The 14,658-nt window shown below is 41.7% G+C and carries 20 protein-coding genes; 14 read left to right on the top strand and 6 right to left on the bottom strand.

Annotated elements, in window-relative coordinates; all coding sequences use genetic code 11:
* The first annotated feature begins 19 nt into the window (after positions 1–19).
* Genes BA81_RS05085 through BA81_RS05070 form a run of 4 tightly spaced genes read left to right on the top strand, consistent with a single transcriptional unit; the run spans position 20 to position 2,799 of the window.
* A complete protein-coding gene (locus tag BA81_RS05085) occupies positions 20–787 on the top strand; it encodes an ATP-binding cassette domain-containing protein (protein ID WP_034280947.1) in 768 nt (255 codons plus the stop codon).
* The gene (locus BA81_RS05080; RefSeq protein ID WP_034280945.1) at positions 759–2,156 is read left to right on the top strand and encodes a hypothetical protein; all 1,398 of its coding nucleotides are present in this window, start codon (positions 759–761) and stop codon (positions 2,154–2,156) included. Before BA81_RS05085 ends, BA81_RS05080 begins: the two co-directional genes overlap by 29 nt.
* Entirely contained in the window at positions 2,153–2,521 is a 369-nt protein-coding gene (locus BA81_RS05075; RefSeq protein WP_034280943.1) for a metalloprotease family protein, read from the top strand. Before BA81_RS05080 ends, BA81_RS05075 begins: the two co-directional genes overlap by 4 nt.
* The gene (locus tag BA81_RS05070) at positions 2,518–2,799 is read left to right on the top strand and encodes a hypothetical protein (RefSeq protein WP_034280942.1); all 282 of its coding nucleotides are present in this window, start codon (positions 2,518–2,520) and stop codon (positions 2,797–2,799) included. The genes BA81_RS05075 and BA81_RS05070 overlap by 4 nt, the downstream gene beginning before the upstream one ends.
* A gap of 22 nt (positions 2,800–2,821) precedes the next feature.
* Here BA81_RS05070 and BA81_RS05065 read toward each other — a convergent pair whose 3' ends face one another.
* Entirely contained in the window at positions 2,822–3,286 is a 465-nt protein-coding gene (locus BA81_RS05065) for a GNAT family N-acetyltransferase (RefSeq protein ID WP_034280940.1), read from the bottom strand.
* 14 nt (positions 3,287–3,300) lie between these two features.
* On the bottom strand, positions 3,301–3,765 hold the full coding sequence (locus BA81_RS05060; protein WP_034280939.1) for a hypothetical protein: 465 nt from the start codon (positions 3,763–3,765) through the stop codon (positions 3,301–3,303).
* Between the two features lie 119 nt (positions 3,766–3,884).
* On the opposite strand from BA81_RS05060, the gene BA81_RS05055 reads away from it, so the two are divergent.
* A complete protein-coding gene (locus BA81_RS05055) occupies positions 3,885–4,517 on the top strand; it encodes a MarC family protein (protein ID WP_034280938.1) in 633 nt (210 codons plus the stop codon).
* A gap of 54 nt (positions 4,518–4,571) precedes the next feature.
* Here the strand turns inward: BA81_RS05055 and BA81_RS05050 are convergent, their stop codons facing one another.
* Positions 4,572–5,108 carry a GbsR/MarR family transcriptional regulator gene (locus BA81_RS05050; protein WP_034280936.1) on the bottom strand — a complete coding sequence of 179 codons (537 nt, stop codon included), beginning with the start codon at positions 5,106–5,108 and terminating at the stop codon, positions 4,572–4,574.
* A 269-nt stretch (positions 5,109–5,377) separates the two neighbouring features.
* On the opposite strand from BA81_RS05050, the gene BA81_RS05045 reads away from it, so the two are divergent.
* Genes BA81_RS05045 through BA81_RS05030 form a run of 4 tightly spaced genes read left to right on the top strand, consistent with a single transcriptional unit; the run spans position 5,378 to position 8,835 of the window.
* Complete coding sequence (locus BA81_RS05045) at positions 5,378–6,526, top strand: betaine/proline/choline family ABC transporter ATP-binding protein (RefSeq protein WP_025094044.1); 1,149 nt, start codon at positions 5,378–5,380, stop codon at positions 6,524–6,526.
* A 13-nt stretch (positions 6,527–6,539) separates the two neighbouring features.
* The gene (locus tag BA81_RS05040; RefSeq protein ID WP_034280933.1) at positions 6,540–7,193 is read left to right on the top strand and encodes an ABC transporter permease; all 654 of its coding nucleotides are present in this window, start codon (positions 6,540–6,542) and stop codon (positions 7,191–7,193) included.
* 13 nt (positions 7,194–7,206) lie between these two features.
* Positions 7,207–8,124 carry an osmoprotectant ABC transporter substrate-binding protein gene (locus BA81_RS05035; RefSeq protein WP_034280932.1) on the top strand — a complete coding sequence of 306 codons (918 nt, stop codon included), beginning with the start codon at positions 7,207–7,209 and terminating at the stop codon, positions 8,122–8,124.
* Positions 8,125–8,145: 21 nt separating this feature from the next.
* Complete coding sequence (locus BA81_RS05030; RefSeq protein ID WP_034280931.1) at positions 8,146–8,835, top strand: ABC transporter permease; 690 nt, start codon at positions 8,146–8,148, stop codon at positions 8,833–8,835.
* A 79-nt stretch (positions 8,836–8,914) separates the two neighbouring features.
* On the opposite strand, the gene catR is transcribed toward BA81_RS05030, so the two are convergent.
* From catR to BA81_RS05015, 3 genes are all read right to left on the bottom strand, one after another.
* Positions 8,915–9,235 carry a catDE operon transcriptional regulator CatR gene (gene catR / locus BA81_RS05025; protein ID WP_024423485.1) on the bottom strand — a complete coding sequence of 107 codons (321 nt, stop codon included), beginning with the start codon at positions 9,233–9,235 and terminating at the stop codon, positions 8,915–8,917.
* 70 nt (positions 9,236–9,305) lie between these two features.
* Positions 9,306–9,707, bottom strand: a complete 402-nt coding sequence (locus BA81_RS05020) for a helix-turn-helix domain-containing protein (protein ID WP_034280930.1) — start codon at positions 9,705–9,707, stop codon at positions 9,306–9,308.
* A 138-nt stretch (positions 9,708–9,845) separates the two neighbouring features.
* A complete protein-coding gene (locus BA81_RS05015; protein ID WP_034280928.1) occupies positions 9,846–10,241 on the bottom strand; it encodes a helix-turn-helix domain-containing protein in 396 nt (131 codons plus the stop codon).
* Between the two features lie 154 nt (positions 10,242–10,395).
* Here BA81_RS05015 and BA81_RS05010 point away from each other — a divergent pair, with 154 nt between their 5' ends.
* The 5 genes from BA81_RS05010 (at position 10,396) to rnr (ending at position 14,610) form a co-directional block, all read left to right on the top strand.
* Positions 10,396–10,629 (top strand): helix-turn-helix domain-containing protein, encoded by a 234-nt coding sequence (locus BA81_RS05010; protein ID WP_024719830.1) that lies wholly within the window; start codon positions 10,396–10,398, stop codon positions 10,627–10,629.
* A gap of 37 nt (positions 10,630–10,666) precedes the next feature.
* On the top strand, positions 10,667–10,957 hold the full coding sequence (locus BA81_RS05005; protein WP_024423481.1) for an AbrB/MazE/SpoVT family DNA-binding domain-containing protein: 291 nt from the start codon (positions 10,667–10,669) through the stop codon (positions 10,955–10,957).
* Between the two features lie 186 nt (positions 10,958–11,143).
* Complete coding sequence (gene secG, locus BA81_RS05000; RefSeq protein ID WP_003212746.1) at positions 11,144–11,377, top strand: preprotein translocase subunit SecG; 234 nt, start codon at positions 11,144–11,146, stop codon at positions 11,375–11,377.
* A gap of 124 nt (positions 11,378–11,501) precedes the next feature.
* The gene (locus tag BA81_RS04995) at positions 11,502–12,248 is read left to right on the top strand and encodes an alpha/beta hydrolase (RefSeq protein WP_034280925.1); all 747 of its coding nucleotides are present in this window, start codon (positions 11,502–11,504) and stop codon (positions 12,246–12,248) included.
* Between the two features lie 19 nt (positions 12,249–12,267).
* Positions 12,268–14,610, top strand: coding sequence for a ribonuclease R (rnr, locus tag BA81_RS04990; RefSeq protein ID WP_034280924.1), 2,343 nt, complete (start codon positions 12,268–12,270; stop codon positions 14,608–14,610).
* The last annotated feature ends 48 nt before the right edge of the window (positions 14,611–14,658 follow it).

Here is a 14,658-nt window from a genome sequence, read left to right as displayed (position 1 = left end):
AAACAAACGGAGGGATATGATGCTGACATTACGATTAAAAGAAAAAACATATAGCCGCACCTTCTCTCTCCGTAATATTCAAATGAATGTCGAGAAAGGGCAGATGCTGCTGCTTTTGGGGCATAATGGTGCGGGAAAGACGACGATGATCCAATCCATGTTTGGGCTGACACCATTTATAGGATGCGTCACTTTACACGGTAAACAGCTGAACCTTCAATCCTCAGAACATATCTCCTTGTTGAAAAAACATGTTTCCTATATTCCTGACGAGCATTCGTTGTTCGATTATTTATCACCGAGGGAATACTTTCAATTACTTCAGCTGCCAAATGAGCAAGATGTCACACGGGAGGAGACGTTCATCGAACTGTTTGAGCTGGGTTCATATATGGATCAGCCTATCGCTCAGCTGTCTCATGGCAATCAAAAGAAAACGCAGATCATTTCCCAGCTCCTCAGGCCATGTGATTATTATGTGTTCGACGAGCCAACGAACGGACTTGATCCAGATATGATGATCATCTTAAAAAAGGTGCTCATGAAGCTGAGAAATCAAGGCGCTGGCATTCTCATTTCAACCCATCATTTGAGCTTTGGTGATACGCTTTATGACCATCTCATGATCTTAAGAAATGGGGACGTCAAACTGGATATGTCCCGCCAAGAAACGAATCAGACATTTCCTCATCAGGCACTTGAAGAGATTTATAAAGAAGTGAATCGAGATTACTATATGCAGGTGGAGAGGTTACTCAATGATCTGGACACGACACGTTCTTCATAAAATAGAATGGGGAATGCTGACAACGAAAGGAAAGCAGCTCGCAAAAAAGTATCCTATACAGCTTCTCGCAGCCGCGGCTTTTTTCTTGCTCATGTACGCGATATACGTCGTTATCAGCCTGCGCTTTTTCATGCAGGCAGGAGAAAGTGAGCCGGCTGCTCTATACCTCCAATTGATGAAAATGACGCTTCTACTTTTAGGCGCAGCTATTTTGTTATCCCGCAATAAATTAAAGCGACAGGAATATCAATTCTACTTTTTGAATAGTGCGATACAAAGTGTGCCATTTGTCCTTTGTGTGTATTTCTTTCCGATGCTCTTTTGTTTTCTCATGGTAGGACTGCTTTTTTTACCGATTGTCTTAGGCCTTTTGATCAGCGGTGTTACGCCATCTTTGTATTGGATAACGGCTGTATGCATGACTTGCTGTGTACTGGCGCTGCTTGCACTTGCTTCTTGGATGGTGATGCGGATTGCTGTGAGCCATTTCGTATCTAAAACAAAAGAGCATTTGCTGCTGCAAACGCTAGGCTTTGCGGTGCTGAATCTATTGGTGTTTCTCCTTTTGAAAAAAGCAATGGAGATGATCCGTGTATGGCCATCAGTCTATCTCATATTTCTGGTGATCCTTCTAAGCGCTGGCTGGCTATGGCTGAAGGGGTTAGCGGCTTCTTATGTCCATCGGATGTTTTTGCAGCTGAAAACAGAGGTAAAGTCGTTTTCTTACAAGAAAATCAGAACGCAATCTTCCTTTCTGACGCACCTGCGGCAGGAATTGGTCTATTTCAGCCGGTCAGCTGTTTTTAAAGAACAGGGCATTTTGTTTTTATTTCTCGTTTGTTTGACGGCGGGGCTGCCATTTGTTTTTACACCGGTAGAAACCGGCTGGCTGTATGCCTTTATTTTGCAGTATGCATTAAAGGAAATATTGATCATGCTTCCGCTGATGATTGGCAGAGAATATCATATGAATCAAAGGGCTATTTTTATGTTAAATACATCAAAGAGTGCTTATTTATTGTCGAGAATTTTATTTTATTACGCTATTAATTTGTTGACATATTTTGTGTTTATTTGGCTTGCATCTATGGTGATAGGCATTGAAAGTGAAGGGCATGGCCTCGCAAGTTTGTCCATTTTGTTGATCACTGCCATGGCGGCCTGTACAGGGTTTATCGTGAAGATCAGTGAGTTCAATAAACTGTTTGTCATCGTGATGATGATTGCTGTATTCAGCTTCATCGATATGCTTTTATTGAAGTGGCTTTCATCAGATGTGTATCTTCTCGCCACCGCCTATCTGCTAGGTTCACTTGCATTCTTTATCTGTATATATGCTGTCATGTTAAAGAGGCCTGTCTTGCGATGATAGAGCTTGTGTGCAGTTTCCTAGCGGTTGTGGTGATACATGAACTCGGTCATATACTGATGGTCATGGTGTGTAACAAATTCGAAAAAAGGCCGCTCTTTGATTTTGTGATAACGATTGATCGGAAGCATGTGGCGGTCGTCCATGAAACGTTTGGCCGGCCGAGCTTCAATATGATGGTGGCACTTGCAGGGCCGCTCTTTCCGGTGCTTTGTTCGATTGTTCTTTTTATGATATGGAAGCATCCGGTCAGTCATCAGCTGCTGTTTTTTTCTTTACTAAATACGGTGATGCTGCATCCAGCTTGTCCAGACGGGAAAAATATCACAGCCAGTTTAAAAGAGATGAAGGAGAGAAAGAGATGATCAAAGTATTTCATTCGTTTTCCAGCGGTATAACACTTGCGATGCTGTATGTATTTGCTGTGTTTATGACCCCTGTTTTTTTATTGCTGCTAGAGGTCAATCATGTTGAATCAAGCCCAACATTGTTTGGCATGCCATTTTATATCATGAAAATTGAAGAGTATCAATTCAGCTCAGAGGCGACGCTCTTTGGATGTGTGGTCTGTTTTTTAGCTGGCGCCGTCCTTTATTTCTTCATTCAATATGTGAAGCATTTGGTAAAAAAGCGCAGAACATAAAAAAAGCAGACGGAACAAAACATCAGTCTGCTTGCAAAGTGAGTGACAGCCGTACCATATCCATACACTGAATGCCATTTTCAAAAATCGGTTCATCATAATGCTTAAGAAAGAAATCGTGGTCAATAGATGTCATGCGGAAGCCGCATTTCTGATAAAGTGCGAGCTGCTGAATGCTCGAGTTGCCTGTGCCGATTTCAACCGTGTGAAAACCTGCGGCTTTCGCTTCAGCAATGGCATGGCGGATCAGTTGCTTCCCAATTCCTTTTCCTTGCCATGATTCCTTCACGGCGACATTAATGATTTCGACTGTCTGCTGAGACAGAGATAAAAGCACATAGACGCCAATCACGTCCTGATCATGATACGCGGCATAACAAGAGCCGGATTGCACATAAGTAAGAACCTTTTCCTTGGAAGGATCAGCTAAGAGTAAAAGATCCATAGGAACAGATTGATCACCTGACAATGGCTGAATGTGTATCATGTTTTTCATCCTTTCTATTCTTTAATATACCCTTGTTTCACACCCCAATCATATTGATCCTGTACCCATTGTGAGGGCGGATTGTGGGTGACATTTGGGTCTTTTTTGACAGTTGGTTTCCTTGCAGCCTGTGCTCTCTGCTTATTCGCTTGAGCAGTGGCTTTCGCTGCTGTCAGCTCTTTTTGAAGCTGGTCAATTTTTGCCTCAAGCGCTTTTCGCTGCTTGACTTCTTTTTGATAGGCTTTCTTTTCGTTTTTGAGCTTTTTCGACATGGTCGACAGTTTCTTTTTTTGATCTTCGTTTTCATGCTTCATATCCGCTTGATCTGATTTTAACTGCGAAAGCTGCTCAGTGTTCGTTTTGCTTTCTTGCTGATGTTTTTCCTCAGCTGCTTGGATGGTCTGCTGCTGCCAAACCATCCAGCCGGCTGCGCCTAAAACCGCAACAGATAGAAGGACGATAGTGATTGTTTTCTTCATGTGTAATTCCCCTTTCAATAAAACCTCTATTAACATCGGTTAAATATATACAGGTTTTAACATCACAAGGGAATATTCACATCAGATTGGCAGACACTATGAAAAAAGGAGGGTGTCTGTTGATTTCCTTTATGATTCATGTCGTGGTCTCATTATTTGCTGTATCAAATCCCATTGGAAACGTGCCTCTTTTTATCACCTTAACAGAGGGATATACAGAGAAAGAACGCTCCCAGACAGCCAAAAAAGCCATTGTGGTCTCTTTCATCATTCTGATTGCCTTTCTATTGGCAGGAAGGCTTATTTTCAAATTGTTTGGGATCGATATTCATGCACTCCGCATCGCTGGAGGTATTTTTATTTTTGGTATCGCTTACAATTTACTGAATGCAAAGGAGTCACATGTCCAAAATCCACATTCTGAAGAAAAGGCAGAAAGCAAAGAGAAAGCGGATGTCTCCGTTACGCCGCTGGCGATCCCGATCATCGCTGGTCCTGGTACAATCGCTACAGTGATGAGCTTAACCCCGGGAAGTCAAGTGATGCTTCACATGTTTGCCATTGTAATTGGCATTGTCATCGTTCTGGCAATGACCTTTTATGCCTTTCATTATTCAAGTTTCATTATGCGGAAAATGGGGAAAACAGAGATGAATGTCGTGACGCGGTTAATGGGATTAATTCTTGCTGTAGTGGCAGTTGAGATGATCGGCGCAGGCTTAAAAGGGATGTTTCCAATGTTTATGCAATAAGTGTATATAAAAAAGCTGTTTTTTCTACAATGATGTAAAATAAAACAGCTTTTTTTAAGGTTTCGGCACATGCTTAAACACTTCTTCACTTTCAAAGAATTCAATTAAGCGGCTAATCCAATCATAGTAATCAAGACTTTCCTTGATTTCTGAAAGAAGCAGATTGATTTTATCCTCTGTCTCTTCTGGCAGGTCGTCCTGTTCAAGCAGCTCCAGCAATTCCTTGCACGTTTTCTTATGTGCCTTGCGGTTTTTGCTGACAACTCGGGACCAATTGGCTGCAAACAAGGAAATAAACGTTTGATATTGATCTTGCTCAACGTCATATAGATCTTTACGTATTCCTTTTTCATAAACCTTTTCCGCAATATTCAAATCAAGCATTTCTCGAACGACTTGACTCATTCTCGTTTTGCTCATGCCTGTCGCCTCTGATAGCTCCCCAAGCGTCATTGGTTTACGGTTCATGTGAATGATACCAAGCACTCTACCCACTGTAGAAGAAAGACCAAAGGCATTCATGTTCTCGGCAGCTTTTTCAATATAATGATCCTGTGCTTTTTGAATGGCGCCTAACGCTAGCTTGTCCACTCCCCGATTCATCCCTTCACGACTGACAATTTGTAACACAATATATCATATACCTGTTTGTTGATGAAAACAATAAATATTGAGTATTTGCTCGTAATTTGGAGGAAAAAGGAGAGATCTCTATCTATCGGGCCGTTAACTGAAAATTTTAAATAAATGTTATGCAATACAAACACATCGTAAACTTTTTATTTTATAAAGTTTGCACTATAATAAATAAGGTGTAAATTTTCTGAAAATATTGATCCGACTAATTGGAGGTGTCTCATTTGCTGAAACTAGAGAATGTATCTAAGACGTATAAAGGCGGAAAAAAAGCTGTCAAAAATATTGATTTAGAAATAGCAAAAGGAGAATTTATTTGTTTTATTGGACCGAGTGGCTGTGGTAAGACAACAACCATGAAGATGATCAACCGACTCATCGAACCTTCCTCAGGAAAAATCTTCATCGAGGGAGAAAACATTATGAAAAAAGATCCAGTTCAATTAAGAAGAGAAATTGGCTATGTGATTCAGCAAATTGGACTGTTCCCCCATATGACCATCGCACAAAACATTTCACTTGTTCCGAAGCTGTTAAAATGGCCGGAAGAAAAACGAAAAGAACGGGCGCGTGAACTGCTGAAGCTTGTCGACATGGGACCGGAATATTTAGAGCGCTATCCTCATGAACTCAGCGGAGGACAGCAGCAGCGTATTGGTGTTCTTCGCGCACTAGCAGCGGAACCCCCTCTGATCCTCATGGATGAACCGTTTGGCGCACTTGATCCAATCACACGAGATTCATTGCAGGAGGAATTTAAGAAACTGCAAAAAACGTTAAATAAAACCATCGTATTCGTCACACATGACATGGACGAAGCTATTAAACTAGCTGATCGAATTGTGATTTTAAAAGATGGAGAGATTGTCCAAGTAGGTACGCCTGACGATATTCTGCGAAACCCAGCCAATGAATTCGTAGAAGAATTCATCGGCAAAGAACGTCTGCTTCAATCAAATCCGAATATGGAACGTGTAGAACAAATGATGAACACGTCACCAGTCACCGTTACAGTTGAAAAAACATTAACAGATGCCATCTACATCATGAGAGAAAAGCGGGTCGATTCCTTGCTTGTAGTAGATGAACATCATGTGCTAAAAGGCTATATCGATATTGAAACAATCGATGCGAACCGCAGAAAAGCAGCTTTTGTTGGTGATATTTTAAATACAGAGTTCTATACCGTACAAGAAGGCGCACTTCTAAGAGACACTGTCCGGAAAATCTTAATACGCGGCATTAAATATGTACCGGTTGTGGATGCAGAAGGGCACTTAAAAGGCATTGTGACACGTGCAAGTCTGGTAGATGTTGTGTACGACTCCATTTGGGGAGACGATACGCCGGCAGCTGTCACTGAAATGAAGTAAGGGAGGTGTACACATGGATCAAATCATCGACTTTCTAGAGAAAAATGGCGGGGAACTCCTCACAAAAATGTGGGAGCATTTATATATTTCCTTAATTGCTGTTGTGCTCGGTATTCTTGTTGCCGTTCCTTTAGGCGTGGTACTCACACGAATGAAGCGAGGCGCAGGTTTTATCATCGGTATCGTGAATATCTTTCAAACACTCCCTAGTTTAGCGATTCTTGCCTTTTTTATTCCTATTTTGGGGGTTGGGAAAATACCTGCAATCGTTGCTCTCTTTTTCTATTCGGTTTTACCTATTTTAAGAAATACGTATGCCGGGGTACAAGGTGTGAACAAAAACTTGCTTGAATCCGGTAAAGGAATCGGGATGACAACATGGGAACAAATTCGTCTTGTTGAACTCCCGCTTGCTGTACCGGTCATTATGGCAGGTGTCAGAACGTCAACGATTTATTTGATTGGCTGGACAACACTTGCAGCCTTTATCGGTGGAGGCGGTCTAGGTGACTACATTTTGATTGGACTTCAGCTGTATCAGCCGGAATTCATTATTGCGGGTGCGATCCCAGTCACAATTTTAGCAGTCATCATCGACCTATCATTAATGAAGCTGGAGAAAAAAGTAACACCTGAAGGCTTAAAAGGATTGAAGGAAGTTTCATAAGGAGTTGGCTTATGTGAAGAATCGAAAAACAAAATGGATCAGTGCACTGCTTGCCGGATGCTTGCTATTGATAAGCGGCTGTTCACTTCCTGGACTAGCCGGCTCCTCAGGGGGCACGCTGCGAATTGGAGCACAAAACTTTACCGAATCAGAAATTATGGCCTATATGGTTAGCGATATGATCGAACATTACACTGATAAAAAGACGACCATTGTGAAAAACTTAGGTTCCAACACTGTGCAGCAGAAAGCAATGGAAAACGGAGATGTCGACATTTCTGCCACAAGATATTCAGGCACAGATTTAACAAGCACGCTTGGAATGGATGCGGAAAAAGACCCGGAGCGGGCGATGGAGATCGTCCAAAAAGAATTTAAAAAACGCTATGATTACAAATGGTTTGATTCTTATGGATTTGATAATACGTATGCCTTTGCCGTGACGCAAAAGATGGCGAAGGAAAATAATTTAGAAACGGTCTCTGATTTGAAAAAGAATGCGACCAATTACCGATTTGGGGTCGATAACATATGGCTCAAAAAGAAAGGCGACGGCTATGACGGATTTGTGAAAACATACGGAATCAAATTTGGCAGCACATATCCGATGCAGATTGGTTTAGTCTATGATGCATTAAAAAATAAAAAAATGGATATTGTACTTGCCTATTCAACAGATGGACGAATCAAAGCCTATAATCTCAAAATCTTAAAAGATGATAAACGGTTCTTCCCGCCATATGATGCATCGCCAGTAGTCCCGGAGAAAGTCTTAAAAGAAAATCCAGGGCTTGATAAGGTGATCAACAGGCTGATCGGAAAAATCGATACAGAACAAATGCAAGAGCTGAACTATCAAGTCGACGGAGAGCTTCAAGAACCAGCAACCGTTGCGAAGAATTTCTTGAAAAAACACAATTACTTTGAGTAAGATGGGGAGGTGTCACGGCTGATGGACACACTGCAGCAATTATGGACGTATTATCAGCAGAACGGGTCATATGTGTTAGAAGAATTTTATCGGCATTTTCTCATGTCGGCGTATGGGGTGTTGTTTGCGGCGATTGTCGGGATTCCAGTAGGCATCTTTGTAGCGCATTACCGCAAGCTGAGCAATTGGGTCTTTGCCATTACCAACGTCATCCAAACGATACCGGCATTAGCGATGCTTTCCGTGTTGATGCTTGTATTAGGACTTGGCGCAAATACAGTCATCCTATCACTCTTTCTGTATTCGCTTCTGCCGATCATCAGAAACACGTATACAGGCATTGTCAGCATTGAACATGCCTATTTAGAATCAGGTAAAGCGATGGGCATGACGAAATGGCAAGTGCTGAGAATGGTTGAACTACCGCTTGCTTTATCAGTCATTATGGCTGGTTTAAGAACCGCACTGGTCATTGCCATCGGAATTACAGCGATTGGAACATTTGTGGGCGCGGGAGGTCTTGGTGATATCATCATCAGAGGGTCAAACGCCACAAACGGAACAGCCATCATTTTAGCAGGTGCGATTCCAACTGCACTTATGGCTATTATCGCTGACCTTGTCATGGGCTGGCTCGAACGCTATTTAAGCCCGACAAACAAGAAAAAAGAAAGAAAAGCGTTAGCTGAAAAAAACATCACATCTGCTTAAGCAGTTGAAAAGACAAAACCTCCCTTACATCGCTGTAAGGGAGGTTGTTTTATGATGATCAGGCGGTTCGAATGCTGGTTTATGATTCAAGCGTGATCCATTCAGAGGACCACTTCGCAATTTCCTCAAAAACGGGTGCAAGTGAACGCCCCATATCTGTTAAAGAATACTCAATGCGCACGGGTGTTTCAGCAAAAACCTCCCGTTTTACAATACCTGCTGCTTCCAGCTCTTTTAATCTCTCAGATAATACTCTTCCGCTTAAATTTGTCAGAGCCGCCTCAATTTCACTAAAGCGCTGCTGACCTGAGAGAAGCTGAAAAACAATCAGTGCCACCCAGCGTTTACTCAATAACTCAACTGCTTTTTCAAACCGCGGGCACATGTCAGATTGATTCATCTTTCTTCACTCCAATCTGAACCCATTATACCGTAAATCTGTCATAAATCGGCGCAAAAAGCTTAAACATTTATGAGGACGAACGGCTGTTTAACATAAATAACAAATAGCGGTTGAGGTCCTCTATTTCTTTTTTCGAAAGGGTTGACCATATGTCACCATCAAATATTTCGAGATCACCAAGTTCATATTGCGCTGCGGCTTCCTTTATTTTGGATAAAGCAAGATCATCTTCCCTAAGCTGTTGGACAGAAGCGGCTTCCTCAATATAGCCCGCAGCCTGCATCATGTCTTCATAAGGTACCTTTAACGCACCAGCTAACTTTTTAATCGTAGGAGGTTTCGGAATGCCGCGTTTCCCGTTTTCAATACGAGATATACCGGCAGCGCTGACCTCAGAATACATCGCTAATTGGTTCACCGACAGCTTCTTTTCCTCACGTAATGCTCTTAAATATGCACCAAAGTTCATTAACGCAAAACCTCACATGGTTATAGATTAGATATGTCTATTTTACTTGATTTGTTGACTATTGGCAATAAGTGCACCATGAAAATATTGACATTAGTTAATGGTGGATGTACATTAGGTTTATGCCCCGCTATTTGTTCACCTTTTTTGGTTGATGAGCGTGAGAAAGTATTCATTCAGCTGGCTGATGTCTTGTGCGGAGAGCCTTTCCCATTTGTCCCCGTCAAAAATGGGGAGATGTTCTACATCCTTTTGAAGCGCCGTTTGATAGATTTTTAACATGGACTCATATTTCGGTTTCATTTCATGAACTTGTTCCTGTTCAATATGACCGGCAAGCAGCATTAAATCCTCATAAGGCACCTTCAAAGCGTGTGCTAATTTTTTTATGGTTAAAGGCTTTGGCACACCGCGCTTTCCATTTTCAATACGAGAAATACCAGCAGCGCTGACACCTGAATACATGGCAAGCTGATTGACCGACATTTTTCTATTTTCTCTTAAAATGCGTAATTGTTCACCAAAGTGATTCATGACATCGAACCTCACATTTCAGTATATGACTTATTTTAGTATGATCATTGACCAAAGGAAATAGCAGAGGGGTAAAAGTGTTGACATAAGTTAATGAATCTGCTTGATGTGAAAGTCTTACATGTTGTACATAATGATTCCATAGGAGGTTGTAATGATGGTCGAAAAGATTCAGATCAGGCGGGCTTTTGTCATGCAGTATATGATCGAGAACGATATGTCGTTAAATCAGCTCGCTGATGAAATTGGCATCTCTCCTGCCACACTTAGCAGGGTATTAAATGGTCACCGAAAACCGGGACAGCTTGTCATTGGCAAAATGATTCATTACTTTGATAAAAAATTTGAAGATCTATTTTACTATGAAAATGTTGACAAAAGTCAATGAGTGATATCATCATATCATCATCAAGGAGGAAATGTCATTGAAAAGGACTGGGATGGTCAGACATATTGATTCTCTCGGCAGAATTGTTCTGCCCTCAGAAATGCGCAAGGTACTCAATATTAAAGAAGAGCAGCTGTTAGAAATTTTCATTGAAGATCAAACCATTATGCTGAAAAAATATGATGCAGATAAGAGCTGCCTGCTGACGGGACAAGTGACGAAGTACAACAAAAGCTATGGAAATGGGAACGTGATGCTGAGTCCTGAAGGAGCTGAACGTTTGTTAGTAGAATTAAAACAGCTATTGAAGGAAGAAGCAACTCATTAAAAATGTGTTTTTAACCGAAAAATTGCATATAAAAATGCTGCAGCCAGCACTTTGGAACGAAATTGTATCAAAATAACGAATCAAGTCGACAATATATAGGAAATCTTTATTTTGATGTTTCGTGACATGCACCTTGTTTTCATGTAAAATAAAGTTATGTGTACCAGTTTGTCTGGAGGTGTTTTCATGCACGCATTTGTTATCACATTACTCGTAATTGTCAGTATCGCACTTATCATCGTTGTATTACTACAATCAAGTAAAAGTGCTGGACTGTCAGGCGCTATTTCAGGTGGAGCCGAGCAGCTTTTCGGTAAGCAAAAAGCGAGAGGCCTTGACTTGATTCTTCACCGTTTAACGGTTATTTTGTCAGTGCTTTTCTTCATCTTAACACTTGCATTGGCATATTTAGGCGTGTAAAGCGCGAGTAACAGAAGGTCTGATCTTTTTTCAGACCTTTTTTTATTATCAGCACTCTTTTGTGTTTGTTTCATACATACAAGTGGAAAATATAAACCATACCAGAAGGAAAGGAAGTCACATCATGAAAGTTGTTACACCAAAACCATTTACGTTTAAAGGTGGAGAAAAGGCGGTGCTTCTTCTTCACGGTTTTACTGGGAATACAGCCGATGTTCGAATGCTTGGCCGTTATTTGAACGATAGAGGATATACATGCCATGCACCTCAATATAAAGGACACGGTGTGCCGCCAGAAGAGCTTGTCCATACAGGCCCGGCTGACTGGTGGAAAGACGTTGAAGAAGGCTATCAATTCTTAAAAGATGAGGGTTATGAGGAGATTGCAGTTTGCGGACTATCCCTCGGAGGAGTTTTTTCATTGAAATTAGGTTACACTGTACCTGTAAAGGGAATTGTACCTATGTGTGCACCTATGTACATAAAAAGTGAAGAAGTCATGTACCAGGGTGTACTAGATTATGCCCGTAACTATAAGAAATTTGAGGGTAAGTCAGAGGACCAAATTGAACAAGAAATGGAATCGTTCAAGAAAACACCAATGGATACACTGAGGAGCCTGCAAGAACTGATTGCAGATGTTAGAAACAATGTCGACATGATCTATTCACCTACTTTTGTTGTGCAGGCACGTCACGATCATATGATTAATACAGACAGTGCGAATATCATTTATAACGAAGTAGAGACAGATGATAAGCATTTGAAATGGTATGAAGAATCAGGCCATGTTATCACGCTTGATAAAGAGCGGGAGAAGGTTCATCAGGATGTCTATGCATTCTTAGAATCACTTGATTGGTCAATTTAAATATATAGGGGGTTAGAGTGTGCAAAAAGAAGAATTTATGGATGAATTACTCGCTTTTATGAAAGAAGAAGCGTATAAACCGTTAACCGTTCAAGAGCTGGAAGTCATGATGGAGATTACCAATCCTGATGATTATAAAGAGCTCGTCAAAGCACTTGTGACGCTGGAGGATCAAGGACTCATCGTTCGCACGCGCAGCGACCGTTACGGTGTACCAGAAAAAATGAATTTGGTAAAAGGAAAGCTGTCTGCTCATGCAAAAGGATTTGCATTTGTGACGCCTGAAGAGTTTGGACAGGATGATATTTTCATCCCGCCAAATGAGTTAGGCACAGCGATGAATGGAGATACCGTCATGGTTCGTGTCAGCCACAAATCAACCGGCACGAAAAAAGAAGGAACTGTTATCCGTATTCTCGAGCGTAATACTCAGACGGTTGTCGGTACCTACACAGAAACGAAAAGCTTTGGCTTTGTCATTCCTGATGATAAAAAAATCACAAACGATATCTTCATTCCGAAATCCGCTAAAAACGGTGCGGTCGAAGGTCATAAAGTCGTTGTGACGCTGACAAGCTACCCTGAAGGAAGAATGAGTGCAGAAGGTGAAGTGACTGAAATCCTCGGTCATAAAAATGACCCTGGCATTGATATTTTGTCGATCATTCATAAACACGGTCTGCCAGGTGAGTTCCCAGAAGAAGCACTTCAGCAGGCAGCAGACACACCTGAAACGATTGATGAAAAAGACCTTGAAGGCAGACGCGACTTGCGCAATGAAACGATTGTGACGATTGACGGTGCAGATGCGAAGGACTTAGATGATGCTGTAACTGTGCAAAAGCTGGATGATGGCAAATATAAGCTTGGCGTGCACATTGCAGACGTTTCTCATTATGTCACAGAGAATTCGCCGATTGATCAGGAAGCTTATGAACGTGGAACGAGTGTGTATCTCGTCGACCGCGTCATCCCTATGATTCCGCATCGTTTGTCAAACGGTATTTGTTCATTAAATCCAAAGGTCGATCGTCTCACACTGTCTTGTGAAATGGTCATTGATCGAAACGGAAAAGTCGTCAAACACGAGATTTTCCAAAGTGTGATCAAAACGACGGAGAGAATGACCTATTCTGATGTGAATAAGATTTTAGTCGACCAAGACGAAGAGCTTTTAAACAAATATGAGCCGCTAGTGCCGATGTTTCAAGAGATGGAGAAGCTTGCAGAGATTCTTCGTGACAAACGAATGGAGCGCGGAGCTGTAGACTTTGATTTCAAGGAAGCAAAAGTACTTGTAGATGATGAAGGCGCAGCGAAAGACGTTGTCATTCGTGAGCGTTCCGTTGCAGAGAAATTAATTGAAGAATTCATGCTTGTTGCAAACGAAACGGTTGCAGAGCATTTCCACTGGATGAATGTTCCGTTCATTTACCGAATTCACGAAGAACCAAACCCTGAGAAGCTTCAGCGCTTTTTAGAGTTCGTAACGACGTTTGGTTACATTGTGAAAGGGACGTCAACGAACATTCACCCGCGCGCACTTCAAAGTGTCCTCGATGCTGTCAGGGATCAACCAGAAGAAGTTGTCATTCAAACTGTGATGCTTCGCTCTATGAAACAGGCGAAGTATGATCCAGAAAGCATTGGCCATTTTGGGTTATCAACGGAATTCTATACACACTTCACATCACCGATCCGCCGTTACCCGGATTTAATCGTGCATAGACTGATTAGAACCTATTTGATTCAGAAAAAGACAGATGAAGCGACTCTAGAAAAGTGGGGCCAGCTGCTTCCTGAAATCGCAGATCATGCGTCCACGATGGAGCGCCGCTCAGTCGATGCAGAGCGTGAAACAGATGATCTGAAAAAGGCAGAGTTTATGCTAGATAAAATCGGTGAAGAGTTTGATGGCATGATTAGTTCTGTGACGAACTTTGGACTATTCGTTGAACTGCCGAATACGATAGAAGGTCTTGTCCATGTCAGCTACATGACAGACGACTATTATCGCTTTGATGAACAGCACTTTGCCATGATCGGTGAACGTACAGGGAATGTCTACCGTATCGGTGACGAAATCACTGTCAAAGTTGTTAATGTTAATAAAGATGAGCACTCAATTGATTTTGAAATCGTCGGGATGAAAGGCACTCGCCGTAAATCTCCAAAAGATTTCAAGTTCAAAAAACGGACAGATCCACCAGCGAAAAAAGGGCGTGGAGGTCAAAAAGCCTCTGGGGAAAAAGGCAAAGAGGATAAAAGCGGAAGTGACTGGTTCACAAACCGTAAAAAGAAGAAAAAGAAAAAACGCGTATTTGAAAACGCACCGAAACAAAAACGCAAAAAGAAAAAGTAACGTGCCAAAAAGCAAATAGGGCATCCCGCTCTATTTGCTTTTTGACCA

It is taken from the genome of Bacillus safensis FO-36b, assembly GCF_000691165.1.
In the GTDB taxonomy this organism is placed as follows: Bacteria; Bacillota; Bacilli; order Bacillales; family Bacillaceae; genus Bacillus; species Bacillus safensis.
This window is presented reverse-complemented; position numbering and strand designations above follow the sequence as displayed.